Below are 25,355 nucleotides of genomic sequence, written 5' to 3'. Positions count from 1 at the left end.
AGCAGAAAAAAGCCTGACATGGTCAGGCTTTTGCATTTTAAGAGGCTTTGGATTGTTTGCCTTTCAAAATCTCGGTTCTGAGGCTTTGCGCGAGTTCCGCTGTATGACTATCCATACCATTAATCATAAAGGCATGACGGGTTAATACGTTGGTTGGATTCGGTAAAGTCACCAAATCATAATGCTCACTGATCTGCTTTAACAATTCATTGCTGAGATGAACGGCACTTTCTTTGGCAGAAAGCTGATGTACCAAACGCTCTGCGGCTTGTACCGCTGAAAGTTGCATGGTCTCGACGGCACAAGATACTGCACTGCGGGTTTGTAATACAAAACGCTTTTCTTCGCGGTAGCGCTTGTAGAGCACTTCGGACAGCAGTTGGAATACGCTACCAATCATCACCAAGCAAGATACCGCATCAGGTGTTTCTGCAGACAAAGTAATGGTTGCCCCTTGTGCATTAAACTGTTGCACAGTGGTGATATCCGAACGGTTTAATTTGTAGTGCTGAACAGCAAGCTCAATGCTTTTATTCAGGAAAATCTGGCACAAGTTAAAGTATGGTACGGAAACGGTCTGATCGACCGAGTCGAGCAGTTGTTTCGGATCATAAAATTGAATATTCAAGGCAACTGAACAATCATCCACAATCACAGGTTTAATTTCTTTCTGTTTGGCTTTGTTTTGGAACTGTTGCTGCGCCTGTGCAATGGTTAAAGCGGCATTATGCTTTTCTTGTTCTAGCGCTTGGGTAAGGGCCTGAATTTCGTGTTTTAAACGGGATTCATTGTTAATCCGGGCCAAGTATTCAGAACGGCTTGGGCGAGCAATCGCACGATAGGCCAACCATAACAGTCCATGAATAAAGAAGGAAAATAAAATCGCCAGCCATTGGGTACGTAAAATTTCACCAATGCTAGGTTGAATCAGGGTAATTTCAATGGTGCCGACTTTTTTCTCATTTTGAAGGGCATCACGGACAAACACTTCACCTTCGCGGGTTTTCGATAAACCACCAGTTGCCAAGACCTGATTTGCACCATCTAGAATGCGAATAGAGGCCACGCTTGGATTGGTGGCATAACGATTGACCAATAGCGCCAGTGAAACGGTATTGGCAGGTTCAAGTTCCGACAAGCTGTCGGTGACCAGTTGACTGGTCATCAGTTGTCCTTGATTCGCACGGTTTTCATTCAGTTGGTGAGTGGTTGCAATCACCAATAAAAAGGTATGAAGTGCAAAACTTATTATCAGTAGGCTAGCAAATAGCCCTTGTCTAGGCGCATTCAACGTAAACTTCCAAGGCAATTCTATTCAAATTCGATTATGATTCTCACAATAGTTGTAGCTCAGATCCGAGTCAATTCATGCGAGAAATCATTCTTATATCATTCTTGGGACCCGACCAGCCTAATCAATTCACTCGATTAATGCAGGTGTTGTCCACTCATTCCTTACAAATTCTAGATGTTGGGCAAGCCGTCATCCATAATCAACTGACTTTAGGTATTGTTGTTTCGTCAGATGACCAGACTGCAACAGCATTAGCCATGAAGGAAATTCTGATTCTAGCACATGATATCGGCTTAACAGTGCGCTTTAAACCCATCTCTGCGACAGAATATGATCAATGGGTCAGTGAGGGAGGTCGGACACGCTATATTGTCACGGCTTTGGCACCAGAACTGACCGCAGCGCATTTACAAGCTGTTACTAATATTGTGTCCAATCAGGGTTTCAACATTGAAACGGTGACCCGTTTATCTGGCCGTCCACAGTTGCAAAACCCATCCGAAGGACCAAAACGTTCTTGCGTACAGTTTGGTTTGAGTGGGCAGATGTTGGATGCCACTGCCATGCGTGCGGCCTGCCTCAGCCTCTCTGCTGAACTCAGCATTGATGTTGCGGTACAAGAAGACAATGCGTACCGCCGTAACAGCCGTTTAGTCTGTTTTGATATGGACTCGACCCTGATTGAGCAAGAAGTGATTGATGAGTTGGCGTTAGAAGCAGGTGTCGGTGCGCAAGTCGCCGAAATTACCGAACGCGCGATGCAAGGTAAGTTGGATTTCCAGCAAAGTTTCCGTGCGCGTGTGGCTTTGTTAAAAGGTCTAGATGCCTCAGTTTTACCTAAAATTGCTGAACGTCTGACCATCACCGAAGGGGCAGAGCGTCTTATTACCACTTTAAAATCACTGGGTTATAGAACTGCTATTTTATCTGGTGGTTTCCAGTATTTTGCTGAATATTTACAAGCCAAACTCGGGATTGATGAAATCCATGCCAATGTCCTGGATGTAGAAAATGGCTTGGTAACTGGTGAAGTTAAAGGGCACATTGTCGATGGCGCGCGTAAGGCCTTTTTATTGCGTGAGCTGGCAGACAATATGGGGATTTCTCCAGAACAGACCATTGCTGTGGGTGATGGAGCCAATGACTTGCCAATGCTGTCGATTGCTGGCTTAGGTGTCGCTTTCCGAGCCAAACCATTGGTACGTAAGAATGCCAATCAGGCGATTTCTAGCGTCGGTTTAGATGGGGTTTTATATCTGCTAGGCGTGCATGATAAAGATCTTAACTGTTCGTAATCGTTACGGTTTAATGACAAAAAACGCAATCTTCGGATTGCGTTTTTTGTGTCCTTTTTTAGCAGATTTGTATGAAAAAAATCTTGCAGCATTGCAGCTCATGCATATCGATCTGAGCCAAGAAAAAAAGTTTTTTCCGCTAAAAAAACCGGTTGTTTTTTTGTAATGACACGCCAAGACGTGGCTTCTCTCGCTTCCCTTAAACTAGAAATTACAAAAAATGTAATGACAAAATAATATTGCGACAAGGTATGTCGCTCAATAAAAAAGCATGCCTTTTTTTCTGTTTAAAACTGCTCATAATGCTTGCATAGAGACACAGATAGACAAATTCCACAAAATTAATATAGGTCGTGAGGATTGCTGATCGGACGAGCGTCCAGACATCAGTCCCCTTGAAGACGGAGGTTTTTATGGTCACAGCAAATTTGGCAACCATAATTGGCTTGAGTTGTGTGGCTGTTGCATTAATTGCAGTTTTCTTCTCGCCTTATCGTCGCTGGCTGAGCTTTATGTTTGCAGGCATGATGTTCTGGGGCTTGTTAGAAATGATGCGGCTGAGCATTCAAGTCGTATTTGAATTACCTATGGCATATAGCTATCTCGCTGCAGTCAGCATCGCGATGACCCTGTTCAGCTTATTGTTATTTCGTGAAGATCGCCGTGCTGAACGTGCCATCTCAAAACGCCGCTATATTGAACATACCCCCGTGTATGAAGATGATCAGCAGCAATGCAGTAGCCGTTAATGTTCCTCCTCCTTCTGATGCAAGATTGGAAGGAGCCGAGTTTCAGCTTAAGATGAATCGCCCCTGGCATTTTCTTTTACCGACACCATCTAGGGTGATCGTGAGCATGCTGAACGCAGGACGATGATTTTCTTCACTCGACAAAAATCATCGGTTTGGGTGATGAAGATAAAAATTTTCGCATGACTTTTGCGTCATGATCTGTATTGTTATACAAAGCCTAGCTTCCATCAGAATACAGTTATGGTAGGATGGAGCAGTCAATTTTTCTACAATTACAATAGGCTTCAAACGTCATGAAACTGTCTTCAATTCCAGTTGTAAAGCTTCCTTTGGTTGATGTGAGTACCGACCCACTTGACCTGTTGGTGGCAAGCTTAGTCTTACGCATGAAACAACTGGCACGCACTAGTCCTAAATTTATTGAGTTGATTCATGATCGCCAATTCCGTATTCAAATTGGGACCGACCAAGGCGTTGCACGTCAAATAATTATCAATAATGGACAAATTGATACGGTTTCAGGCGACGCTGAGAAAGCCGATTTTATTTTACAATTTGCAGATAGCGAGCAAGGGGTAAAAACTTTATTGAAAGGTGACCCAAGCGCGTTCATGACGGGCATGCAAAATGGCAGCATTAAAATGGAAGGCGATTTCAGTCTATTGGTTTGGTTTAACAAAGCAGCAAAATTGATTCCACCAAAATTGCCGAAGCCTGTAAAAGAAAAAATTCAATTGGCACGTCAGTTCTTAAAAGAAAAAACGGGTCGATAAGACTGTTAGATGGCAACATCCATAAAAAAAGCCTACAGCATGTTGTAGGCTTTTTTATGTCGTGATGTGCTATTCAACTTCAAGCTGAAAGGTCACTGGACCATCATTAATCAAATGCACTTTCATATCCGCGGCAAAGATACCTGTTTGCACCTGTGGGTATTGTGATTTAGAGTAATCTACCAATTGATCGTAGAGGGCTTTGGCGGCTTCTGGCGGCATGGCAGGACCAAAATCTGGGCGTAAGCCTTTTTGGGTGTGTGCCATTAAGGTGAATTGCGAGACCAACAACAAACCGCCCTGAGCCTGACTTAAATTCCAGCCCATTTTGCCTTGTTCATCATCAAAAATGCGGTACTTCAAGATTTTATCAATCAACTTTTTGCCTGTGTCGAGTTGATCCTCTTTCCCTAGCCCTAAAAAGACCAGCAGTCCGTGTTGAATTTCACCTGTCACTTGACCGTCGACGACGACTTTGGCTTCGAGTACGCGTTGTAATAAGGCCCGCACGTGTATTCCTCAGTATGGATGGACTGGGCATTGTAGCAAACATCCGCTCATCACTGATTTAGGTCGCTTCGGATTTGAGTCGTTTTATGCAAACAATGGCTTTTTTCGCCCTGAAAGTGTGCTTTAATGCTAGAAGTTGATAAAAACTGAACCTTTATGTCTGCAATCATTCATTCTTTACTCGATACCGACTTATATAAATTCACCATGCTACAAGTGGTGCTGCACCAGTTTCCGCAAACGCATAGTGTCTATCATTTCCGTTGCCGTAATTTGGATGAAACGGTTTATCCTTTGGTCGACATTTTAGAAGACTTGAATGAGCAGTTAGATTATTTGTGTCAACTGCGTTTTCAGGAAGATGAACTGCAATATTTACGGGGTCTGCGTTTCATTAAAAGTGACTTCGTGGATTATCTGGAGCTGTTCCAGCTTAAACGCCGTTTTATTCATACCGGCATAGACAGTGAAGGCCGTTTGGACATTTGGGTAGAAGGCCCGATGGTGCAAGCCATGATGTTCGAAATTTTTGTCTTGGCCATTGTCAATGAACTGTATTTCCAACGCCTGCGTTCTCCTGAAGTTTTGGCAGAAGGTGAACGTCGCTTACAAGCCAAAATTGAGTTTATTCAGCAATGTGAGCAACAGCAGCGTCCAGAGGATCCTCCATTTTTAGTTTCCGATTTTGGTACCCGCCGTCGCTATAGCTTGGCTTGGCAGCGTCATGTGATTCAGGCCTTTCACCAAGCTGTACCGAATGTGTTTCGGGGAACCAGCAATGTGCTGCTGGCCAAAGAATTGGGCATTTCACCAATTGGCACCATGGCACATGAATTCCTGCAGGCCTTTCAGGCGCTGGATGTGCGCTTACGTGATTTTCAAAAGGCCGCATTGGAAACGTGGGTGCAAGAATATCGCGGTGATTTGGGCATTGCCTTAACCGATGTGGTGGGGATGGATGCTTTCCTGCGCGACTTTGATCTGTATTTTGCCAAATTGTTTGATGGTTTACGCCATGACAGTGGTGATCCGTTTGTTTGGGGCGATAAAGCCTATGCTCATTACCAGACCTTAAAAATTGACAGCCGTACCAAAATGCTGACCTTTAGTGATGGCTTGAATTTACATAAAGCTTGGGCATTGCATCAGTACTTTAAAGACCGTTTTAAGGTCAGTTTCGGGATTGGAACCAACTTGACCAACGATATGGGGCAAACCCCGCTGAATATCGTGCTGAAACTGGTGGAATGTAATGGTCAGTCGGTGGCAAAAATTTCCGATAGCCCAGGCAAGACCATGACCGATAACGATACTTTCTTGGCGTATTTAAGACAGGTTTTTCAAATCAGTGAGCCAGTGTAAGCTTTGATTTATATTGCTGATTTTCTGCAAAAAAGAATCAGAAAATCAGCCTTCAGTAGACATCAGCGTATGCTAACATCAAGCAGTTGCTAGGACAAAACGTGTAAAACATCATGACGGAATCGACACTAAATTTGGGTTTATTAATTGATGTGGAAGATTTACTTCCACATTTAGACAATGAAAAATTACGTATCGTGGATTTAAGTCGAAGCTCAGTCTATGCCCAGCTGCATATTCCGCACGCCATTCCACTGAAGCCCGCGCAATTGCTATGCCAAGAGGAAAATGCCACAGGTTTATTGCCTGATGCAGAAGGCTTAAAACAATTAATTGCTTATCTGAATATTAGTCCTGAACATCATGTGGTGGTCTATGATGATGAAGGTGGTGCTTGGGCCGGGCGACTGATCTGGAATTTACACTGTTTGGGTTTTTATCAAACCTCATTATTAAATGGCGGCATTCATGCATGGTTGGCGGCAGGCTTGCCAACAACTTCGGAGCAGGAGCAATTCGCCCCTGTGCAGCCTTTGGTTGAGCTGAATCTGGCTGCCCAAGATCAGGTCCGAATTGAATATGCAGAATTGCTTACCTTAGTCCAGCAACAGGCAATTCAGCTTTGGGATTGTCGTACCGAAGATGAATATACGGGTTTAAGATTGGCAGCTCGACGTGGCGGTCATATTCCAAATGCACGCCATTTTGAATGGAGTACTGCCCTTGACCGTGAAAATCATTTAAAATTGTATGCTTTAGAACGCACGCAACAACGCTTAGAACAACAAGGTTTCAATTTACAAGAACCTGTGGTGGTGTACTGTCAGTCACATCATCGTTCAGGTTTGGCTTATATTCTGGGTCGTGTATTGGGTTGGAAGATTCGAGCTTATGATGGTGCGTGGAGTGAATGGGGCAATCGCCTCGATAGTCCAATTGTTACTGGAGAGTTACCGTCTTGAGCCTCACCTCACGTTTAACAAAACAATTCTTTATTCAAGCACAACGTGTTGTGCCGCAACATCAATTATCCCGTGTGGTCGGTAAGCTTGCTGCCAGTGAACATCCGTTAATTAAAAATACGGTGATTTCTGCATTTAAAGCGCAATATGGCATTGATATGTCAATTGCAGAGCAGAAAAATGCGTTGAAATATAAGTCCTTCAATGAATTTTTTACGCGTGCCTTACAAGAAGGTGTCCGTGAAATTGATATGGATGCCAGCAGTATTGTCTCTCCAGCTGATGGTGCTATTTCCCAATTGGGTCATATCGAAGCTGGTGAAGTGTTCCAAGCCAAAGGGCAAAGTTTTTCGGTTGAAAAACTGATTGCCGATCCGCAGTTGGCTGAACCGTTTAAAGAAGGTGAATTTGCCACCGTGTATTTGTCACCACGAGACTATCACCGTGTGCATATGCCATTTGCAGGCACACTCACGGAAACGCTGTATGTTCCTGGTGAATTGTTCTCTGTAAATCAAACCACGGCTGAAAATATTCCCGGTTTGTTTGCGCGCAATGAACGTATGGTGTGCTTGTTTGACACCGAATTGGGGCGTATGGCTGTGGTGTTAGTCGGGGCGATGATTGTGGCTGGGATTGAAACGGTTGCGACTGGCAAGGTAAAACCGACAGGTCGTTTAGAGTTAAACCAGCACAATTTATTCCTTGAAAAAGGCGCGGAGTTAGGCCGTTTCTATTTGGGTTCAACTGCGATTGTGTTGTTTGAACAAAATAAAATGCAGTGGGATGCCCAGTTCAAAGCCAATTCAACGGTGGTGATGGGGCAGGCGCTCGGTCATACTGTGTAATAGACGGCTTGAGATGGCTATGCTGTATAGCCATCTCAATCATCAGATTCAAAATACTATAAAAATAATCAGTTAGCTCATGTGATACAGGCGTTCTTTCGGGAACACCACTTTAAAAGTTGAGCCTTGATTTTCTTTGGATTCAATTTCTAAATGCGCGTTATGTTGCATCAGCACGTGTTTCACAATCGCCAGTCCCAGCCCTGTTCCGCCTGTTTGACGGCTACGTGCACTATCGACTCGATAGAAACGTTCGGTTAAGCGCGGGAGATGTTTCGGGTCAATGCCAATACCAGTATCTTGCACGGTGAAATAACCATGTTCGCCATCATCATGCCAGCCCATGGTAATGGTGCCGCCTTTGGGGGTGTATTTGATGGCATTGGTAATCAGATTGCTAAAGGCACTGGCCAATTCGGTATCTGAACCAATCAAGTCACAATGGCTGTCAATGTCGAGATTTAAGGTATGTCCATAATCAACATTGTAGGCCTGCGCATCATCAAATAATTGATTCATTAAACTTGGCATTTCAATGATTTGATTCTTGGCAATTTGTTTATTGTTTTCTAAGCGCGACAGCAGCAGTAAATCATTGACCAGAGCATTCATGCGTTTGGTTTGCGCCTGCATTTGCTCGAAAGCACGTTTCCAGCGCGGATTTAAATCTTCCTGATCGGTAAAGGTTTCAATATAGCCACTGAGTACCGTTAATGGCGTGCGTAATTCGTGTGAAATATTATCGACAAAGTCTTTACGCATTTGTTCCAGATTATGCATACGCGTCACGTCATAGGCGACCAGTAAGCGACTTTCACCCCCGAAACGGGTCATTTTGATCTGCACATAGTGATCTTCAAATACCGAGGACTTCATTTTTATGCCATCCGGGTTTTGATCACTTTGCTTGAAGTATTCGATAAAACTTGGCTGGCGTAAAATGGTCATGATATTACGCCCCCGATCCATCGCCTGAATCCCGAGCAGCTTTTCAGCCGCAGGGTTCCACCATTCAATCTGATGCAGTTCATCAATCAGCACCACGGCTTCAGCCAGAGCCACCAGCGAAGACTGAGCGCGATCAATCAAACCGACCATTTCGGCTTGTACAATCCGCTCTTGGCGTTGGGCACGATAAACATTAAACAGCAAAGCGCCCCAAATTCCATTTAGATTGGGGGGAACATCATAGGGACGATTGGAAATCCATTCATTGACCAGATACAAGGAACGCAGTTGGAAGGCAAAGAAAATGGTGAAGGCAGCAAAAATGCAGATCCAGAAATACCCTATACCGAGTCCGATAAAGCCCGCAATTAGCAGCAGGAATGCCAGTAAGCGTAAGTCTTGCTTGGCAAAAATCCATAAACTGCTATAACGGAATTTTTGATGTTCACGAGCCAGCTCGGGGACAGGATAGGGTTCATACATAAATTTAAAATTAACCTAGGGCTACATCTGCACGGGTAGAGAAACGGTATCCCGTACCACGTACGGTTTGAACAAAACGGTCTGCGCCATAGGGCTCTAAGACTTTGCGTAAGCGACGAATATGCACATCAATGGTACGGTCTTCAATATAAACATTGCCCCCCCAGACTTGATCAAGCAACTGCGCACGAGTATAGGCACGTTCAGGGTGGGTCATGAAGAAGGCCAACAAACGATATTCCGTTGGGCCCATTTCTAGAATGTTATTGCCAAAACTCACGCGTTGGCTGACTGGGTCAAGCAATAAACCATTGGCATCAATGGTTTTTTCGCCACTCAGAGCATTGGCACGACGCAATACGGCTTTAATGCGCGATACCAATTCACGTGTCGAAAACGGTTTAGTCATGTAGTCATCTGCACCTGCATCGAGACCTTGGACTTTATGGTCTTCTTCTCCGCGCGCAGTGAGCATAATCACAGGAATTTCAGATAAATTTTCATCGCGTTTCAGGCGACGACAGAGATCGACACCGCTGACACCACCCGGCATCATCCAGTCGAGCAGAATTAACGCTGGGCGTTGATCGACAATCATTTGATGCGCCTGTTTTGCATCTTCTGCCTGTAAGCATTGAAAGCCTGCCATATCCAAAGAGGTATGAATCATCTCTCGAATGGGAAGTTCGTCATCGACGATTAGTATGTAGTCATCTTTCACAACGCAATATCCTATTGATGATAACGGTAGGCCGTTTTTTATTTATGACAGGCTTATTACAAAGATTAATTATGACAGTATCATTGCAGAATAGGGGAGAATGCCGATTTTCGCAAAGTTTTGTGACAATTTTTAGTCGAAAACATGAACAATTTTAGACAATCTCCTTTGCTGGATGCAAATCAAATTTAAATTATCGTAAAAATTAAATTGCTGTAATTTAATTTTTTTTAGGCGAAAATGAAGATAACAGTGCAATAAACACCACGCGGCAAGAGGCCAGTACATCTTCCAGAGACTGTTTAAAGCCACTGATGACCCAGCGAATCGCAATTTGCGTGACATAGCCATTTAAGCCGGTTGAAACCCATGAAATTTCACGTTCTGAGTGTGGCAGGTTCGGCATCATTAACATGACAAAAGCATGAATCATGCGGTCAAAGCGCAACATGGTTTCGTGCAGGGTGGCTTGATTATGTAGCTCTTGTACCAGCATGGCATCAATATAAATAATGCGTGCCATGCGGGGATTATCTCTGAGTGTACTCAACAAGGCCGTGAGTCCCGCATCTACCATTTTTTCGTGATTGCCAGAGGCTTGCATAATCGCCTGCATCACGTTGTGCTGAAGTTCATCAATCAGTTTTACAAAAATGGTTTGGAATAACTGATCACTTTTCTTAAACGATTCGTAAAAATAACGTTCAGTCAGTTTGGCTTCATTACAGATATCTTTCACGGTTACGGCAAAAAAACCGTGGGTGCCATACACCTCAATACCAGCTTCGATTAATTTTTCACGACGTGCAAGTTTGCGCTCACTCAGAGACAGCCCTTTAAACTGACGTTCTTTATTTTTCAGTGGATTCTCGTTTTTTTCTGCATCGTTGGTATTGGAGTGAGTCATAGAGGCAAAACGTAGCAAAGACGGTGTATAGTTTAACAACAATTGCCACAAATACCTAAATTTAAGCAGGCTGAAAATTGCAAACCACATTTATCTGATCATTATTGACAATGGTTATTGTCAAATTTATATTGATTCAGTCAAACGCATAGACCATCAAAAAACAGTGATGGCATTGTTAGCGTCTATGCAACCCATAAGGAAACAAAATGAAAAATTTTAACAATAAAGTGGCAGCCGTCACGGGTGCGGGTTCAGGAATTGGTCAACAACTGGCACTGCTGTTAGCGCAACAGGGGTGTCATCTTTCGCTTAGTGATATTAATGAGCAAGGTTTGGCAAAAACCGTAGAACTATTGAAAGACAGTCAGGTGCGAGTGACCACTAAAAAACTGGATGTGGCCGATCGTGATGCTGTGCGGGCTTGGGCTGCAGAAACTGTGCAAGATCATGGTTCCGTCAATATGATTTTCAACAATGCTGGGGTGGCATTGGGTTCGACGGTTGAAGGCGCAAGTTATGATGAGTTGGAATGGATTGTCGGGATTAATTTTTGGGGGGTGGTGTACGGCACCAAAGAGTTCTTGCCTTTGATTAAGCAAACAGGTGAGGGGCATATTATTAATATTTCCAGTTTGTTTGGTTTAACAGCACAACCGACCCAATCGGCTTACAATGCCACTAAGTTTGCGGTACGTGGTTTTACCGAATCTTTACGCCAAGAACTGGATATTGAAAACTGTGGCGTAAGTGCGCTTTGTGTCCATCCCGGTGGCATTCGAACCAATATTGCCAATGATGCGCGCATGAACGACAGCTTGCGCAGTCTGGGCATGAACCCTGAGAAATCGGCACGAGCTTTTAATAAGCTGTTGCGGATTCCGCCAGAAGAAGCTGCACGTCAAATTCTAAACGCGGTGCAGAAAGACAAACGCCGCGTGTTGATTGGGAACGATGCCAAGTCCCTAGATCTGATTCAACGCCTTTTGCCTACGGGCTATCAAAAGGTGACCGCCATGGCGACTTCGCTCAGCAAACGGTTTAAATAAACATGATACGTGCTGAGTCTGGATTCAGCACGTTTTTCTGCGGATGAACGATTAAATTAAAGTTTCAACCGTTTTCTTTTTCCAGATTAACTGATAATACAGGCCTTGCATGATGCAGAGGCTGACAAATGCCAAAGCATAGCCATACCAGATGCCTTTTAAGCCAAACCATTGACTAAACAAATAGGCGCACGGCACTTCAATCAGTACGATAGCGGCAATGTTAATCAGCATTGGAACATTGACGGTGCCACTGGCACGCATAATCGAAGCAAAAATCGCACTGGCACCAAAAAATAAAATGGACCACAGTACAATAAACAGCAGTTGTTGCCCCAATGCCACGACTTCAGGGTCGATAATAAACAAGGCCATTAGATATTTTGAGAATAGATAGGCCAAGATCACCAAAATGCCGGTAATGATGATATTCATACGCAGGGCGGTACGGGTAACTTTGGTGAGTAAATCGGCTTTGCCCGCACCAATCGCTTGTGCCGCAAAAATCGAGGCAGCAATGGAAATGGAAAGGGCTGGAAACTGAATGTAGTTCAGTACCTGATTGACCGCACCATAGGCCGCAGTCGCCTCAGAGCCATAGCGATTCACCATTCCGACAATCACTAAGCCTGCGACAGAGGTCGTGACCATTTGAATGCCTGTTGGAATGCCTAAGCGCAGAATAATGCGGGTCAATTCAGGTTGATATTTGATATGACGCAGTAATTCTCGGTCAGGACGAAGTGGGTGGTGTTTTTTATTGAGATAAACCACTAAAAACAGCAGCACTGCGGCATAGCCAATAATGGTGGCAATTGCAGGTCCGATGATGCCAAGTTTGGGGAAACCCCAATAACCCGCAATTAAAACAGGGGTAATCACCAGACCAATCAGACTGGTCATGCCCAGTGCGATCAGCGGGGTAATACTGTCGCCGACCCCACGTAAAATGGAGGTATAAATAATATAGACAAACAGGAGTGGGCTGCCCGCCATCATCCATTGCACATAAGGCAAAGAGAGATGCATGATTTGAGGGTCGATTCCCAATAATAATAAAATCTGCTTGGCAAAGATCACACCCAACAAGGCAATGACACTGCCACCAATCAAGGTCATAAACAGGGTGGATCCGACCACACTGCGGACTTTTTCTAGATTTTGCGCTCCCCAAGCCTGTCCAATCAGTACGGTTGAACCAGCCGATAAACCAATGATAAAAGCCAGTAAGCAAAACAGAATGGGGAAATAGACCGAAACCGCAGCAATCGCTTCGACCCCAAGCATTTGTCCGACAAATACCGTATTAATGGTTCCTGAAAGATTTTGCAGAATATTGGTCGCGATTAAGGGCAGCAGAAACCAAAGAAAAGCTTTCCAAAAGGTATTGGCATGGATTAATGGAGCATGAGGGTCGGCAGCCATATTGGTGATTGATCATCCATCATTTTTTTATTGTGTCCTTTGCAACATAACATAAGCCACAAGGAAAAAAAGCAGCAGATCTGTTGAATTTTCACTGTGGGGAAAGCCTGAAAAATCACTAGCAACCCTTCAGAATGTCGAGCGCCTGTTCTAAAGTTGACTCGGTTTTGGCAAAGCAGAAGCGAATTAAACGTAAATCCGTCGGTGCCTGCTGATAAAATACCGAGATGGGAATGGCAACAATGCCATGCTGTTCTGCCAGAAAATGGCACATTTCAATATCATTCAGATCGGGACGAATAGCACGGTAATCTAGATTTTGGAAATAGGTTCCCTGAGAAGGGGTCAGTTGAAAACGCGAGCCTGCCAATCCTGAGATAAATAAATCGCGCTTTTGCTGATAAAAATCAGCGAGCTGCTGAATGTGCTCAGGGTGTTGCCGCATATAGTTGGCCAAGGCAGTTTGTACTGGAGTCACACCACAGAAACAGGCAAATTGATAGACCTGACGAAAAACCCGCATCAATTCAGGTGCCGCCACACAATACCCAGTTTTCCAGCCTGTGACATGAAAGGTTTTTCCAAAGGAACCCACCACTAGACTACGTTCGCGAAGTTCAGGGAAAGATAATGCCGAGTAATGCGGCTGCCCGTCATATACCAAGTGTTCATAGACCTCATCGGAAAGCACCACGATATTACGAGTCTGAATCAGTTGAATCAGTTGCTGCCAATCTTGTTGTGACCAGATCGCGCCAGTCGGATTGTGTGGGGTATTCACAATCACCATACGGGTCTTGTCGTTGATTGCTGCTGCAACCCGATTCCAGTCGACGTGGAAGTGCGGAGCAACCAGAGGAATATGCACGGCTTTCGCACCGACTAAAGCAATGCTAGGCGCATAACTGTCATAGCTCGGATCAAACACGATCACTTCATCGCCCGCATGAACCAGAGCTTGAATTGCACTAAATATTGCGATGGTGGCGCCAGGGGTAATGGTAATTTCAGTGATGGGATCGAGTTGTAGTTGATCGCGCTGTAGAAATTGCTGTGCCACTTGCTCACGTAAGGCCAGTAAGCCATCGCCAGGTGCATACTGGTTGGAACCGTATAGAGTGGCATGGCTTAAAGCTTCGACTAACGCTTGTGGCGGGGCAAAGTCGGGAAAGCCTTGTGAAAGATTCAGGGCATTTAAACGCTGTGCCATAGCGGTCATTTGGCTAAAAATCGTGACCCCTTGTGCCGGAAGTTTAGAGTGAATTTTGAGCATGACCGTAGACCTGTCGCAGAATAAACAGTTTTAATTTAACATGTTGCAACCGCAGTACAAGTAGCATTTCTAGCCAGTATCACCGACTAGAGTAGATAGTCCACCGCAGCGCGAATAATTCCCAGAGCCAGTCCAATAAATGCCCCGACCACAACGCCATTGACACGAATCATGTGCAGATCGCCACCGACCTCATTTTCAATTTTGCCAATCATTTCACGCGAGTCCCATTCATGGATGCGTTCGCTGATAAAGCGGATCACTTTTTCACTGTATTGATCGCTTAAATTTACCGCCAGACCACTCATCCGATCATTCAATAACTGGCGTACCGCTTGATTGGTCATGATGTTTTCACCGACCTGCTGAATTGCCACGCGCAGGTTGGCAGCAATTCCTGAATTGGATTGCATTAAATCGGCTTTAATCGCATCACATAAAATCACCACCGCGCCGCGAATAAAATTCAGTACTTGCGGGCTGTCCAACAAGGCATTTTTTCCCTGATTGAGACGTTGACTGGCAAGACTGTTGCGATCGGTAAGCTGCTGCATCAGCTCTTGTGCTGTGGTCTCGATTTGCTGCCGCCAAGGGTGCTCGGGATTGGCCAGCATCGATTCCACCCGTTCAATGAGTGAATCTATGGTGCGCTGTTGCACATCAATCCCAATCCAACTGGCGCCTTTGGCCAGTTTAGATACCCCGAGTTCTTTAAATAATTTTTGTGTCAGTTCACGGGTTTCATCGGGGTGGTTCATCATCCAGTCATGAATAAGATCCAGTCCACGTTGCAGCACATCCTGATGGAAATCATTTTCAATCACGGCACGCAGCATTTCACTGGCCAGCATATTGATGTCGGTATTGCGCACCCATTGCACACTGTTGTTTTGTATAAATCGGCCAATCTGTTCTTGCCCGACAAAGTCAAAAATCTTCGGTACGGTTTGCTGAATCACTTGCGTGACTTGGGTGTTGTTGTGTGGATTGGCTAACCATTGCCCCACGGCCAAACTCAGGTCGATATTTTTTAGACTGCGTTCCACCACCTGTGGCGACAGGAAATTTTCCTGTACGAAGCGCCCCATGGATTCGGCAATCCGGGCTTTATTGCGTGGAATAATTTCGGTGTGATCCCGCAAAAAACTCGGAATCGGAATTTTGCCAAAAGGATTACGAAACAGCACGGTAATCGCATACCAATCTGCCAAACCGCCAACCACACCCGCTTCGGCAGAAAGCATAAAGATGTGAATTAACCAGACATATTCAGGCCAGAGTTTGGCGCAGACCATCAGCATGAGCCAAGTGAATACTGCCAGCAACAACGCAATATTGGCGAAGCGTTTACTGCGTTTTAGGCTCTCTGAACTGGTGGCAACATGCATAGTTGATTCCTAAGATGATGAAGAGGCAGGTGGGGTCGGTTGCGGTTGAATCACGTCTCCGTTCGGACTAACGCCATATTTTTGTCCGAGTGATTGTAAAATCAGGCTGGCATCAAAGGCATCACTCGGGGCTTTCTGATTGTCTTTATAACATTCAATGGTATAGGACACTTGCACCGGGTCAAGATTCACCACTTGCGGGGTATCGTAGAACGGGTCAGGCCAATAACCTGGGTAGCGGCGATAATAACCACGAGGGTAATACCCATAAGGGTAAAATGAAGGGGAATGATAGACCACAGCCTGACGCGGTGGTTTCTGAGTCACATTACTGGGGTCATCCAGCACTTTAAAATAACGGAAGCCATTTTTAAGGGTGGTTTGTGCAGCTTTGACCAGTGTAATTTCCTCGGCCATGCCGTAGTTCATATTCGGATCCGCTTCAAAACTAATACGGTAGGTTTGAGCATTCATCGGGTAGGTGTTAAACCGTCCCAGCTGATCAAACGTGCGCGGTTTAGAAGGGGTAGAAGCACAACCCACCAGCGCAAGGCTTAACAGGGTGGCGGCCAGAAACTTGGTTTTCATGGTTATTCTCCGCTGATTGCTCATGGATGGGAGAGTAAAGAGCAATCCTTCATTAAAAATGGCTATTCGGTTGAGCCAAGAATGCTAATTCTTCAACCGTGGAAGTCCGCCCTAAAACTTGATTGCGATGTGGATAACGACCAAATTGGTCAATAATCGCTTTGTGTTTTCGTTCAAATTCTAAGGCAATCGGATGAGCTAATTGTTCAAATAATCTTAACCCAAATTCATGCACCCGTTTAGACTCACTATGCATAAACGGCATGTATAAAAAATAGCGCTGTTCTGGATTCAGTTGCAAATGATGTTGCCCCAAGATTGCCTCTTGCGCCAGTCCAAGAGCCAGCGCATCTTGAGCAAAAGCAGTGGCTTGATCACGGAATATATTGCGGGAGAATTGATCCAGAATAATGACTTCTGCAAGACGACCTTCAGGCTGTTGTCGCCATGTCCAAAGTTCCCCCAAGGCTGCTTGTTGATGTATCTGAGCAAACTTTTCTGTTAAAGTTTGATCAAATTCGCTGCTTTGGGCAAACCAGTGGGGTTGGGTTTCGGGCGCATACCAAAAGTCCAAAATATCCTGATAATTCATTTTTATTACAGATCCTTAGCACTTATTCTTTCATAAAATCATATTTTTTCGGTGTCTTATAGAGTAACTTTGTGATAAAAAATTGCCGCTATAGGGTGTCTTTTTCAGATTTTTTTACATTCACCTGTTGAAGCAGAGCAATCTAACCCTTATTAATGCTAGTTATCTGATTTACTGAATCTTTTCAATAGACGCCATAAATGTGGTCAATCTGCTGGAAAAATAGACAGCATGTCATGTGGTGGCATCAAATCACAGTATACTGATATAAACTGATGATTTTATTTTAGTAGTTCTTCCAATAAGCGAGATGATAATGAGTCAACCCGAATCGACCTCTCAAGCTGTGTTTCCGACTTGGGTGGATTCTTCGCTATTACAAGGGATGTTACGTGGTATAGAACGTGAAAGTTTGCGTATGCAAAGCAATGGTTTTTTATCGCAAGCAGATCATCCCAAAGCCTTGGGATCGGCATTGACCCATCCGCATATTACCACCGATTATTCTGAAGCTTTGATGGAGTTTATTACTCCGCCGCAAGACACGATTGCCAAAGCTTTGTCTTATTTAAAAGATATTCATGCCGTGGTTCATCAGCATTTAGAGCATGAAGAAAAACTTTGGCCCTTGTCCATGCCGTGTATGTTGGACAATGAAGAAGACAATATTCGTTTGGCTCAATATGGCAGTTCCAATATTGGCCGCTTCAAGACCTTGTATCGTCATGGTTTAGGCGTACGCTATGGTCGCCGTATGCAGACCATTTCTGGGGTACATTATAATTTATCCTTCCCAGACCACTTATTTGCAGCACTACAACAACAAGAAAGTGATGCAGATTTACGTCAACTCTCGGCGCAAGATTATCGCAGCCATCGTTATTTTGCGCTGATTCGTAATTTTATTCGTTTAACACCACTGGTGATGTTTTTACTTGGGGCCAGTCCTTCGGTATGTAAGTGTTTTATGACCGGGCGTGAACATCATTTGCTGCCGTTGTTAAAAGGCACCTTATATTTACCGTATGCGACCGCTTTACGCATGGGGCGGTTTGGTTATCAAAACTCCGCGCAGAAGCAGTTGGGCATTCACTATAACGATATGCAGGGTTATTTAGCTGAGTTACAAAAAGCGGTCAAAACTCCGTATGCAGATTTTAGCCGTTTAGGGTTAAATGATGCGCAAGGTGAGCCGATCCAAATTAATGACCATGTGCTGCAAATTGAAAATGAGTACTACAGTCTGGTGCGACCAAAGCAAGTGCCGCAAGCAGGCGAAACACCTTCAGAAGCTTTAGCCAATCGCGGTGTGGGTTATGTCGAACTGCGTGCCGTGGATGTCAACCCGTATAGTCCGATCGGGATTGATGAAAACAGCGCAGGTTTTCTTGAAGTGCTGGCACTGTATTGTTTATTACTCGACAGCCCTGCGTTATTAGATGCCGAGCAAGAGCAGATTGAAAAAAATCAAGCCGAAGTGGTGAATCGCGGGCGCGCACCGAATGCACAGATTGTTGAGGCGGGACAGCATTACGAGATTGAGGCTTGGTGCCAGAAACATTTGGATGCCATGCATCCATTAGCGGAACTGCTGGATCAGGCCAACGCAACCCAGTTGTATACGCAAGCTTTACAGGTGATGCAGCAACGTATTGATGAGGTCGATCATACCCTGTCAGCACAGGTAATTGCGGATACCCTGACCTATGGCGGGACATGGAATTTTGGTAGCGTGATGGCTCAACAACATGCGGCAGTGTATGAACAGCATCAATTAGACCCTGCAACACAGGCATATTTTGATGACTTGGTACAGACATCGCTACAACAGCAACAACAACTTGAACAAGATAACGCCATCAGTTTTGACGAGTATCTTGCACATTATCGATAAAAATTAAGAGGTTTGACCATGCAATGGAGTTTTCGCTTCGTGAGCGGGTTTTTAGTCATCGCCAGTATCGTGGGTATGGCGTTTGCGTTATATCTGGAACACGTCCAAGGTTTATCGCCATGTCCGCTATGTGTGTTCCAGCGCATTGGATTAATGGGGCTCGGCTTCATTTCTCTGGTGGCATGGATTCACAATCCGAAGGCGACTTGGGGCAAACGACTGTATGCCTTGTTGGGTAGCCTCTCGATTTTATGGTCGGCTGGTGTTGCCGCCCGTCATGTCTGGTTGCAAAACTTACCACCTGATCAAGTGCCGAGCTGTGGTCCTGGTCTGAATTATTTGATTGATGCTTTACCGCTGAAAAGTGTGTTGCAGCAAGTGCTGACCGGTTCAGGGGAGTGTGCGGTGATTGACTGGACTTTCTTGGGACAGTCTTTACCGGTGTGGTCGCTGCTATTTTTTGTGGTGCTTGCGGTGGTCAGTCTTTGGCAGTTAGTGCGCCGTTATCCAACTCAGGGTCAAGCGAAGTAATGTACTGACAGCTCAAAAGCAATTTTAAAAAAGCCAACAGATGTTGGCTTTTTTTGTTTAGGTCATAGCAATGCCTTCAAAGTCATGTAAATCAATAATATGCTCATGGGCATGCAATTGATGATGCTGTGCTTTTTCAGGGTAAAACCAATGCACGATTTGTTCTGCGACACTGGCATGATATTGAATTTCTAAATGGTTCAATCCATAGAAAATGGCCTTATGCGATTCAGGCAGCTTTAACTGAAACCGTGGATTAGGATGTTCGCCCAAGGCACTTTTCACGCTGACCAAATAATCCCCGATCACCTTCAAGGTTTTGTTTTTCCGGTGTTCAAACTCAAGCGTGCCGGCCACCAAATACGTATTGATATGCGAAGGCAGCGGTGCAGGTTTACGATTGTCATCAAAGAAGCCGATGCGTGCCTCATTATGCTCCCAATCATCATCCCGGACGCTGCCGTAGCGTAAATCTAGAATGCCATTGCTGCGAATATTGACCAGATGCCCGACCAATTTCACAATGGGAAAACGCCCCAGTTTTTCTTGTACGGCAAAACCAAAACGTTCCAGTACTGCACCATGATGCGGGGAGCCTAAACAGACCAGATTTTCCACCATATGCAGCCACTGATGCATATTTTGTTTGCCATAAAACAAGGCACTGCGTGCCACCAGTCCGCCCATGCTGTGCCCAATAATATCCAGGCTGGTAATGCGCGGGTTACGCTGAATCAGGTCTTCAAGGGTATTGGCAAGGCTGCGTCCATTGGCGGATATTCGACGTCCAGTATTGTAGTTCAAGTACAACATGGTGTTGTGGTCGCGTTGTGCCAGTAACTTTTCCCCAAAGCCGCCGTTGTTGCGATTGGTCCAATCCAAATGATTCATACACAGGCCATGCACAAAAATCACCACGCGTCCCGATAAATCACCTCGTTGAATTTCACCATAGTGATCATATAGCACCATCGGCAGGGCCATCGGATTATGGTATTTCAGTAAGTAATCACCAATCACCCCATTTATGGCACCGACTAAAAAATGCAGGCTGGGAGTGAGCGGTTTTTCATGTAGTTTCGGATATTTTTCAATAATTTGCCGTAAACCAGGCGCCAAAAGATAATGCCCATAATTTTCCAGCATGTTCATGGTGATGCGGTTAAATTTGACGATTTGCGGTAGATTTTGTAGATATTTGAATTCTTGTTCGTCCACCCCAAAAATACTGGAAAAGATTTCCCGCTGAATGGTACGCATAAAATCCTGCACCACATTATTAAGTGGTGTGCTGAGTAATTGAGCCAAACCTTCCAGTAAGTCTGCTTGACTGGGTGGAGTTCGATCCCATTTACAGTAAGTTTCATGCAGCGGTGTTAAACTCGGCATTTATTGTTATCCTTGATGCTTTGTTTGGCTCATCTCAACGCTTTCATTTTGATTAAGATAGAGGTATAACTTTTTTCAGTTTTCATCATATCGAGTATGGCTCGAATCATTTAAAAATACCGATGAATATCACGAAAAATGCCTTATTTTGTCTAACAATTAGAGCGTTTCGACGAATTTAAAATAATCCTGAGTCAGAATGATGAAAAATGAATAAATTGAAGTTGTGCATTCAGCAAATTGTATGAATATTATTTATATCCACGGCTTTCAGAGTAGCCCACTCTCGATTAAGGCACAGCAGTTACAACAGTATTGTGCGAATGATGCATCTCTTTGCCTTCATGTGCCAGATTTAAATCTGCCTCCTGAGCAGGCTTTAGCTCGACTGCATGATTTGGTGGCACAGTATCCTGACGCAGTGTTGATTGGCAGTAGTCTGGGGGGCTTTTATGCGACACAATTAGTCGCAACACACGGCATGCCGGCTGTTTTGATTAATCCTGCTATGCGACCATGGCAATTGTTCCGCGACTTGTTTGGACAGCAACAGCTTCCTTATCAGGTGAGTGCGACTTGGACCTTGGATGAGTCGCAATTGGATTATTTAGAGCAAATTGCCGTGTCAAATGTTCAGCAAGCAGACAAAGTGTTGGTGTTATTGCAACAAGGCGATGATGTTTTAGATTATCGTGAAGCAGAACAGTTTTATGCGTTGCAGCAACCCCGTGCGCTGGTCATGAGCGAAGCCAAGGGGAACCACGCCATGGATGATTTTGCTGCCAAAATCCCCATGATTCTAGAATTTTTTTCGTATGCCAGATTATAAGGAAATCGTACAACGTGTCTCAATATACGGCTCAATCACTTGAAGTTTTATCTGGTTTAGATCCAGTCCGTCGACGTCCTGGCATGTATACCGATACCTCGCGTCCAAACCATTTGGCGCAGGAAGTTATTGATAATGCGGTCGATGAAGCATTGGCAGGTCATGCCAACAAAATCACGGTGACGGTGTATAAAGATGGCTCATTGGCTGTGGCGGATAATGGGCGAGGCATGCCAGTCGATATTCATCCTGAATACGGGCAAAGCGGGATTGAAATTATTCTGACCAAACTGCATGCGGGCGGAAAATTCAGTACCGATAATTACCAGTTTTCTGGGGGCTTGCATGGCGTCGGGATTTCCGTTGTGAATGCCTTGTCAACGCGAGTTGAAGTTGAAGTGCAGCGTCAGGGCAATCTGTATCAAATGGCCTTTGAGCAGGGAGAACCTGTAGCCCCCCTAGCCGTGTTGGAAGGAAAAGTTGCCAAACGTGCGACCGGTACTGTAGTGCGCTTCTGGCCTGAAGCCAAATATTTTGATTCACCGAAATTTGCCTTAAAAGCGTTAAAACATAATTTAAAAGCCAAAGCGGTTTTGGCAGCGGGTCTGCAAATTATCTACATTGATGAAATCAATGATGAAAAAATCGAGTGGCAATTTGAAAATGGGCTAGTCGACTATTTGATGGATGAGCTAGAAGACCGTGAAATTGTGCCCGCAACAGCTTTTGTTGCGACAGGCGATGCTGAACGCGCCAGTGCAGAATTTGCCATTTGCTGGAATGCCGAAGGCGGGGAGCAAATTCAGGAAAGCTATGTCAACCTGATTCCAACAGCGCAGGGCGGGACCCATGTCAATGGTTTACGTTCCGGGGTTACGGATGCCTTACGCGAGTTCTGTGAACTGCGTAATTTATTACCACGTAATTTGAAACTCTCTGCGGAAGATGTCTGGGATGGGGTGAACTATATTCTGTCGCTGAAATTCCAAGAGCCGCAATTTTCTGGGCAAACCAAAGAACGTCTTTCCAGTCGTGAAGCCGCAGGTATTGTGCAGAATATTGCCAAAGATGCGTTTGCACTGTGGCTAAATCATCATTCTGAAATTGCTATGCAACTGGCAGAAATGGCGATTTCTAAAGCAGGTCGTCGTTTAAAAGCTTCCAAAAAAGTTGAACGTAAAAAGATTGTTTCTGGACCTGCCTTACCGGGAAAACTGGCGGACTGTGTTGGACAAACCCGTGAAGACTCGGAATTGTTTATTGTCGAAGGGGATTCTGCGGGCGGTTCAGCCAAACAGGCGCGTGATAAAAATTTCCAAGCCATCATGCCGATTCGCGGCAAGATTTTAAATACGTGGGAAGTCTCTTCGGATGAAGTACTGGCTTCGCAGGAAGTCCACGATATTGCGATTGCCATTGGCGTCGACCCGGGCAGTGATGATTTGTCAGAACTGCGCTACGGTAAAATTTGTATTTTGGCGGATGCCGACTCGGATGGTTTACATATTGCGACTTTATTGTGCGCGCTATTTGTCAAACATTTCCCGACCTTGGTGGAAGAGGGGCATCTTTATGTGGCAATGCCACCACTGTTCCGGATTGATGATGGTAAAGACGTGCATTATGCGCTGGATGAAGATGAACTTGAGTCGATTTTAAAGAAAGCCAAAACCAAGAATCCGCAAATTACCCGCTTTAAAGGTTTGGGTGAAATGAACGCCAGCCAGTTGCGTGAAACCACGATGGATCCGAATACCCGTCGTCTGGTGCAGTTAGATCTGGATGATAGTCATTTGACCGCGGCATTGCTAGATAAGTTATTGGCCAAGAAGCGCTCGGGTGACCGTAAGCACTGGTTAGAGCAAAAAGGCAATCTGGCGGATATTCCGGTTTAATCCCAGTCCAACACTATTTTGAAGTCACCTATTGCATGTGCAGCAGGTGACTTTTTTAGTGCAGAAATTTTTTATGCGCTGCACCTTATTGTGCAAACAGGTATGTGCTGAGGGCTCTACACTGCTGAATAATGCACCATTCTGAACCCCAGAATTCTGGCTGCGTATGCAATGATGTATACAAGATTTTATGATGAAATAATGAAAATATTTAAAAAAACAATAACTTAAATTATTGGCATGAAAATTGAATACTCTGAGCAGAGATAACCAAAAACAGAAAATGCTTGGAGAACTTCAGAATGTTCCAACAAAAATTATTCAGCAAAACTCTACTTGTGGCAGCCATGGCGGGGAGCATGGCATTAACAGGCTGTTCAAAACCTGTAGAAAAAACAGAAACAGCGGCATCAGAAACCGCAGCGCCAGCAGCCAGTGGCGACACCATCAAAGTTGGCATTTTACATTCATTATCCGGAACCATGGCGATTTCAGAAACGTCATTAAAAGACACGGCATTAATGACCATTAATGAAATTAATGCCAATGGTGGCGTGTTGGGCAAAAAATTGGAACCTGTGGTGGTTGATCCTGCATCAGACTGGCCATTATTTGCCGAGAAAGCCCGTCAACTGATAACTCAGGACAAAGTGGCAGTGATTTTTGGTTGCTGGACATCGGTGTCGCGTAAATCGGTACTGCCTGTAGTGGAAGAGTTAAATGGGCTGTTGTTCTATCCTGTGCAATATGAAGGACAGGAACAGTCCAAGAATATTTTCTATACTGGTGCTGCACCAAATCAGCAAGCGATTCCAGCGGTTGAATATTTAATGAGTGAAGAAGGCGGCAAAGCCGAGCGCTTTGTGCTGCTGGGGACGGATTATGTTTATCCACGGACCACCAATAAAATTCTCCGTGCTTTCTTAAAATCGAAAGGCATTGCCGATGCCGACATTATGGAAGAGTACACCCCATTTGGTCATAGCAACTATCAAACCATCGTGGGCAATATTAAGAAATTTTCTGCAGGTAAAAAAACCGCGGTAATTTCTACCATTAATGGTGATTCGAATGTACCGTTCTACCGTGAATTGGGCAATCAGGGCATTAAAGCATCTGATATTCCAGTCATGGCGTTCTCGGTGGGTGAAGAAGAATTACGTGGCATTGACACCAAACCGTTGCTGGGGCATTTGGCGGCATGGAACTACTTCATGTCGGTGAAAAACCCGAAAAACACTGAATTTGTGAACAAGATGAAGCAGTACGCAGTGCAATACAAACTGCCAAATGCGGATAAGTTGGTGACCAATGACCCAATGGAAGCGACTTATGTCGGCATCAACATGTGGAAGCAAGCAGTTGAAAAAGCAGGGAGCACAGACGTAGATAAAGTCCGTGAGGCCATGGCGGGTCAGACTTTCGCCGCGCCATCGGGCTATACCCTAAAAATGGATGAGAGCAATCACCACTTACATAAGCCCGTCATGATTGGCGAGATTCGTGCTGATGGTCAATTTGATGTGGTGTATAAAACTGCCAATACCATTAAAGCGGAGCCTTGGAGCCCGTACATTCCAAAATAATTCCCCCTCACCTACTGCTGCGGCAGTAGGTCATTTCCTTTCATTCATCCCGAAGACAGAC

The 25,355-nt window shown here is 44.8% G+C and carries 23 protein-coding genes; 12 read left to right on the top strand and 11 right to left on the bottom strand.

Features of this window, described 5'->3' with window-relative positions; translation table 11 throughout:
* Window positions 1–37: 37 nt before the first annotated feature.
* Window positions 38–1,291, bottom strand: coding sequence for a hypothetical protein (locus tag ACX17N_RS07605; protein ID WP_458891921.1), 1,254 nt, complete (start codon window positions 1,289–1,291; stop codon window positions 38–40).
* Window positions 1,292–1,368: 77 nt separating this feature from the next.
* Here ACX17N_RS07605 and serB point away from each other — a divergent pair, with 77 nt between their 5' ends.
* The 3 genes from serB (at window position 1,369) to ACX17N_RS07590 (ending at window position 4,114) form a co-directional block, all read left to right on the top strand.
* Window positions 1,369–2,589 (top strand): phosphoserine phosphatase SerB, encoded by a 1,221-nt coding sequence (gene serB, locus ACX17N_RS07600; RefSeq protein WP_458891920.1) that lies wholly within the window; start codon window positions 1,369–1,371, stop codon window positions 2,587–2,589.
* 413 nt (window positions 2,590–3,002) lie between these two features.
* Complete coding sequence (aciT, locus tag ACX17N_RS07595) at window positions 3,003–3,338, top strand: ciprofloxacin tolerance protein AciT (protein ID WP_458891919.1); 336 nt, start codon at window positions 3,003–3,005, stop codon at window positions 3,336–3,338.
* A 296-nt stretch (window positions 3,339–3,634) separates the two neighbouring features.
* Window positions 3,635–4,114 carry an SCP-2 sterol transfer family protein gene (locus ACX17N_RS07590; protein WP_458891918.1) on the top strand — a complete coding sequence of 160 codons (480 nt, stop codon included), beginning with the start codon at window positions 3,635–3,637 and terminating at the stop codon, window positions 4,112–4,114.
* 69 nt (window positions 4,115–4,183) lie between these two features.
* Here ACX17N_RS07590 and dtd read toward each other — a convergent pair whose 3' ends face one another.
* Window positions 4,184–4,624: a D-aminoacyl-tRNA deacylase gene (dtd, locus tag ACX17N_RS07585; RefSeq protein WP_458891917.1), complete on the bottom strand. Its 441-nt coding sequence runs from the start codon at window positions 4,622–4,624 to the stop codon at window positions 4,184–4,186.
* Between the two features lie 156 nt (window positions 4,625–4,780).
* Between dtd and pncB the strand changes: the two genes are divergently transcribed.
* The 3 genes from pncB to asd all read left to right on the top strand — a co-directional run bounded on the left by pncB (window position 4,781) and on the right by asd (window position 7,796).
* On the top strand, window positions 4,781–5,986 hold the full coding sequence (gene pncB / locus ACX17N_RS07580) for a nicotinate phosphoribosyltransferase (RefSeq protein WP_458891916.1): 1,206 nt from the start codon (window positions 4,781–4,783) through the stop codon (window positions 5,984–5,986).
* A gap of 113 nt (window positions 5,987–6,099) precedes the next feature.
* Window positions 6,100–6,948 carry a sulfurtransferase gene (locus tag ACX17N_RS07575; RefSeq protein WP_458891915.1) on the top strand — a complete coding sequence of 283 codons (849 nt, stop codon included), beginning with the start codon at window positions 6,100–6,102 and terminating at the stop codon, window positions 6,946–6,948.
* Window positions 6,945–7,796, top strand: coding sequence for an archaetidylserine decarboxylase (asd, locus tag ACX17N_RS07570; RefSeq protein WP_458891914.1), 852 nt, complete (start codon window positions 6,945–6,947; stop codon window positions 7,794–7,796). The genes ACX17N_RS07575 and asd overlap by 4 nt, the downstream gene beginning before the upstream one ends.
* 72 nt (window positions 7,797–7,868) lie before the next feature.
* Here the strand turns inward: asd and phoR are convergent, their stop codons facing one another.
* The 3 genes from phoR to ACX17N_RS07555 form a co-directional block, all read right to left on the bottom strand.
* Window positions 7,869–9,227 carry a phosphate regulon sensor histidine kinase PhoR gene (gene phoR, locus ACX17N_RS07565; RefSeq protein ID WP_458891913.1) on the bottom strand — a complete coding sequence of 453 codons (1,359 nt, stop codon included), beginning with the start codon at window positions 9,225–9,227 and terminating at the stop codon, window positions 7,869–7,871.
* Between the two features lie 10 nt (window positions 9,228–9,237).
* Window positions 9,238–9,948, bottom strand: a complete 711-nt coding sequence (gene phoB / locus ACX17N_RS07560) for a phosphate regulon transcriptional regulator PhoB (protein ID WP_016168882.1) — start codon at window positions 9,946–9,948, stop codon at window positions 9,238–9,240.
* A gap of 220 nt (window positions 9,949–10,168) precedes the next feature.
* Window positions 10,169–10,855 carry a TetR/AcrR family transcriptional regulator gene (locus ACX17N_RS07555; RefSeq protein WP_458891977.1) on the bottom strand — a complete coding sequence of 229 codons (687 nt, stop codon included), beginning with the start codon at window positions 10,853–10,855 and terminating at the stop codon, window positions 10,169–10,171.
* A 209-nt stretch (window positions 10,856–11,064) separates the two neighbouring features.
* Here ACX17N_RS07555 and ACX17N_RS07550 point away from each other — a divergent pair, with 209 nt between their 5' ends.
* Entirely contained in the window at window positions 11,065–11,904 is an 840-nt protein-coding gene (locus ACX17N_RS07550) for an SDR family NAD(P)-dependent oxidoreductase (RefSeq protein ID WP_458891912.1), read from the top strand.
* Between the two features lie 51 nt (window positions 11,905–11,955).
* Here ACX17N_RS07550 and ACX17N_RS07545 read toward each other — a convergent pair whose 3' ends face one another.
* The 5 genes from ACX17N_RS07545 to ACX17N_RS07525 all read right to left on the bottom strand — a co-directional run bounded on the left by ACX17N_RS07545 (window position 11,956) and on the right by ACX17N_RS07525 (window position 17,170).
* Window positions 11,956–13,329 (bottom strand): MATE family efflux transporter, encoded by a 1,374-nt coding sequence (locus tag ACX17N_RS07545; RefSeq protein WP_458891911.1) that lies wholly within the window; start codon window positions 13,327–13,329, stop codon window positions 11,956–11,958.
* Window positions 13,330–13,447: 118 nt separating this feature from the next.
* Entirely contained in the window at window positions 13,448–14,602 is a 1,155-nt protein-coding gene (locus tag ACX17N_RS07540) for a methionine aminotransferase (RefSeq protein ID WP_458891910.1), read from the bottom strand.
* 86 nt (window positions 14,603–14,688) lie between these two features.
* The gene (locus ACX17N_RS07535) at window positions 14,689–15,990 is read right to left on the bottom strand and encodes a DUF445 domain-containing protein (RefSeq protein ID WP_458891909.1); all 1,302 of its coding nucleotides are present in this window, start codon (window positions 15,988–15,990) and stop codon (window positions 14,689–14,691) included.
* Between the two features lie 9 nt (window positions 15,991–15,999).
* Window positions 16,000–16,578: a CC0125/CC1285 family lipoprotein gene (locus ACX17N_RS07530; protein ID WP_458891908.1), complete on the bottom strand. Its 579-nt coding sequence runs from the start codon at window positions 16,576–16,578 to the stop codon at window positions 16,000–16,002.
* Window positions 16,579–16,630: 52 nt separating this feature from the next.
* Window positions 16,631–17,170 carry a DUF924 family protein gene (locus tag ACX17N_RS07525; protein WP_458891907.1) on the bottom strand — a complete coding sequence of 180 codons (540 nt, stop codon included), beginning with the start codon at window positions 17,168–17,170 and terminating at the stop codon, window positions 16,631–16,633.
* Between the two features lie 316 nt (window positions 17,171–17,486).
* Here ACX17N_RS07525 and gshA point away from each other — a divergent pair, with 316 nt between their 5' ends.
* Together gshA and ACX17N_RS07515 are read left to right on the top strand one after the other, a co-directional pair.
* Entirely contained in the window at window positions 17,487–19,064 is a 1,578-nt protein-coding gene (gshA, locus tag ACX17N_RS07520; RefSeq protein WP_458891906.1) for a glutamate--cysteine ligase, read from the top strand.
* A gap of 18 nt (window positions 19,065–19,082) precedes the next feature.
* Window positions 19,083–19,595, top strand: a complete 513-nt coding sequence (locus tag ACX17N_RS07515) for a disulfide bond formation protein B (protein WP_458891905.1) — start codon at window positions 19,083–19,085, stop codon at window positions 19,593–19,595.
* A 57-nt stretch (window positions 19,596–19,652) separates the two neighbouring features.
* Here ACX17N_RS07515 and ACX17N_RS07510 read toward each other — a convergent pair whose 3' ends face one another.
* Window positions 19,653–20,984: a PGAP1-like alpha/beta domain-containing protein gene (locus ACX17N_RS07510; protein WP_458891904.1), complete on the bottom strand. Its 1,332-nt coding sequence runs from the start codon at window positions 20,982–20,984 to the stop codon at window positions 19,653–19,655.
* A 244-nt stretch (window positions 20,985–21,228) separates the two neighbouring features.
* On the opposite strand from ACX17N_RS07510, the gene ACX17N_RS07505 reads away from it, so the two are divergent.
* The 3 genes from ACX17N_RS07505 to urtA all read left to right on the top strand — a co-directional run bounded on the left by ACX17N_RS07505 (window position 21,229) and on the right by urtA (window position 25,294).
* Complete coding sequence (locus ACX17N_RS07505; RefSeq protein ID WP_458891903.1) at window positions 21,229–21,813, top strand: YqiA/YcfP family alpha/beta fold hydrolase; 585 nt, start codon at window positions 21,229–21,231, stop codon at window positions 21,811–21,813.
* 14 nt (window positions 21,814–21,827) lie between these two features.
* Window positions 21,828–23,708, top strand: a complete 1,881-nt coding sequence (parE, locus tag ACX17N_RS07500) for a DNA topoisomerase IV subunit B (RefSeq protein WP_458891902.1) — start codon at window positions 21,828–21,830, stop codon at window positions 23,706–23,708.
* Window positions 23,709–24,010: 302 nt separating this feature from the next.
* On the top strand, window positions 24,011–25,294 hold the full coding sequence (gene urtA, locus ACX17N_RS07495) for an urea ABC transporter substrate-binding protein (RefSeq protein ID WP_458891901.1): 1,284 nt from the start codon (window positions 24,011–24,013) through the stop codon (window positions 25,292–25,294).
* Window positions 25,295–25,355 lie beyond the last annotated feature (61 nt).

This window comes from Acinetobacter sp. GXMZU3951 (assembly GCF_054457875.1).
Note: the sequence above shows the minus strand (reverse complement) of the source record. Positions and strands in the feature narration are given on the sequence as shown.

Coding starts and splice junctions, on each gene's coding strand:
- serB (WP_458891920.1), top strand. CDS start 1,369: ATGCGAGAAATCATTCTTATATCATTCTTGGGACCCGACCAGCCTAAT.
- aciT (WP_458891919.1), top strand. CDS start 3,003: ATGGTCACAGCAAATTTGGCAACCATAATTGGCTTGAGTTGTGTGGCT.
- ACX17N_RS07590 (WP_458891918.1), top strand. CDS start 3,635: ATGAAACTGTCTTCAATTCCAGTTGTAAAGCTTCCTTTGGTTGATGTG.
- pncB (WP_458891916.1), top strand. CDS start 4,781: ATGTCTGCAATCATTCATTCTTTACTCGATACCGACTTATATAAATTC.
- ACX17N_RS07575 (WP_458891915.1), top strand. CDS start 6,100: ATGACGGAATCGACACTAAATTTGGGTTTATTAATTGATGTGGAAGAT.
- phoR (WP_458891913.1), bottom strand. CDS start 9,227: ATGTATGAACCCTATCCTGTCCCCGAGCTGGCTCGTGAACATCAAAAA.
- ACX17N_RS07555 (WP_458891977.1), bottom strand. CDS start 10,855: ATGACTCACTCCAATACCAACGATGCAGAAAAAAACGAGAATCCACTG.
- ACX17N_RS07550 (WP_458891912.1), top strand. CDS start 11,065: ATGAAAAATTTTAACAATAAAGTGGCAGCCGTCACGGGTGCGGGTTCA.
- ACX17N_RS07545 (WP_458891911.1), bottom strand. CDS start 13,329: ATGGCTGCCGACCCTCATGCTCCATTAATCCATGCCAATACCTTTTGG.
- ACX17N_RS07540 (WP_458891910.1), bottom strand. CDS start 14,602: ATGCTCAAAATTCACTCTAAACTTCCGGCACAAGGGGTCACGATTTTT.
- ACX17N_RS07535 (WP_458891909.1), bottom strand. CDS start 15,990: ATGCATGTTGCCACCAGTTCAGAGAGCCTAAAACGCAGTAAACGCTTC.
- ACX17N_RS07530 (WP_458891908.1), bottom strand. CDS start 16,578: ATGAAAACCAAGTTTCTGGCCGCCACCCTGTTAAGCCTTGCGCTGGTG.
- ACX17N_RS07525 (WP_458891907.1), bottom strand. CDS start 17,170: ATGAATTATCAGGATATTTTGGACTTTTGGTATGCGCCCGAAACCCAA.
- gshA (WP_458891906.1), top strand. CDS start 17,487: ATGAGTCAACCCGAATCGACCTCTCAAGCTGTGTTTCCGACTTGGGTG.
- ACX17N_RS07515 (WP_458891905.1), top strand. CDS start 19,083: ATGCAATGGAGTTTTCGCTTCGTGAGCGGGTTTTTAGTCATCGCCAGT.
- ACX17N_RS07510 (WP_458891904.1), bottom strand. CDS start 20,984: ATGCCGAGTTTAACACCGCTGCATGAAACTTACTGTAAATGGGATCGA.
- ACX17N_RS07505 (WP_458891903.1), top strand. CDS start 21,229: ATGAATATTATTTATATCCACGGCTTTCAGAGTAGCCCACTCTCGATT.
- urtA (WP_458891901.1), top strand. CDS start 24,011: ATGTTCCAACAAAAATTATTCAGCAAAACTCTACTTGTGGCAGCCATG.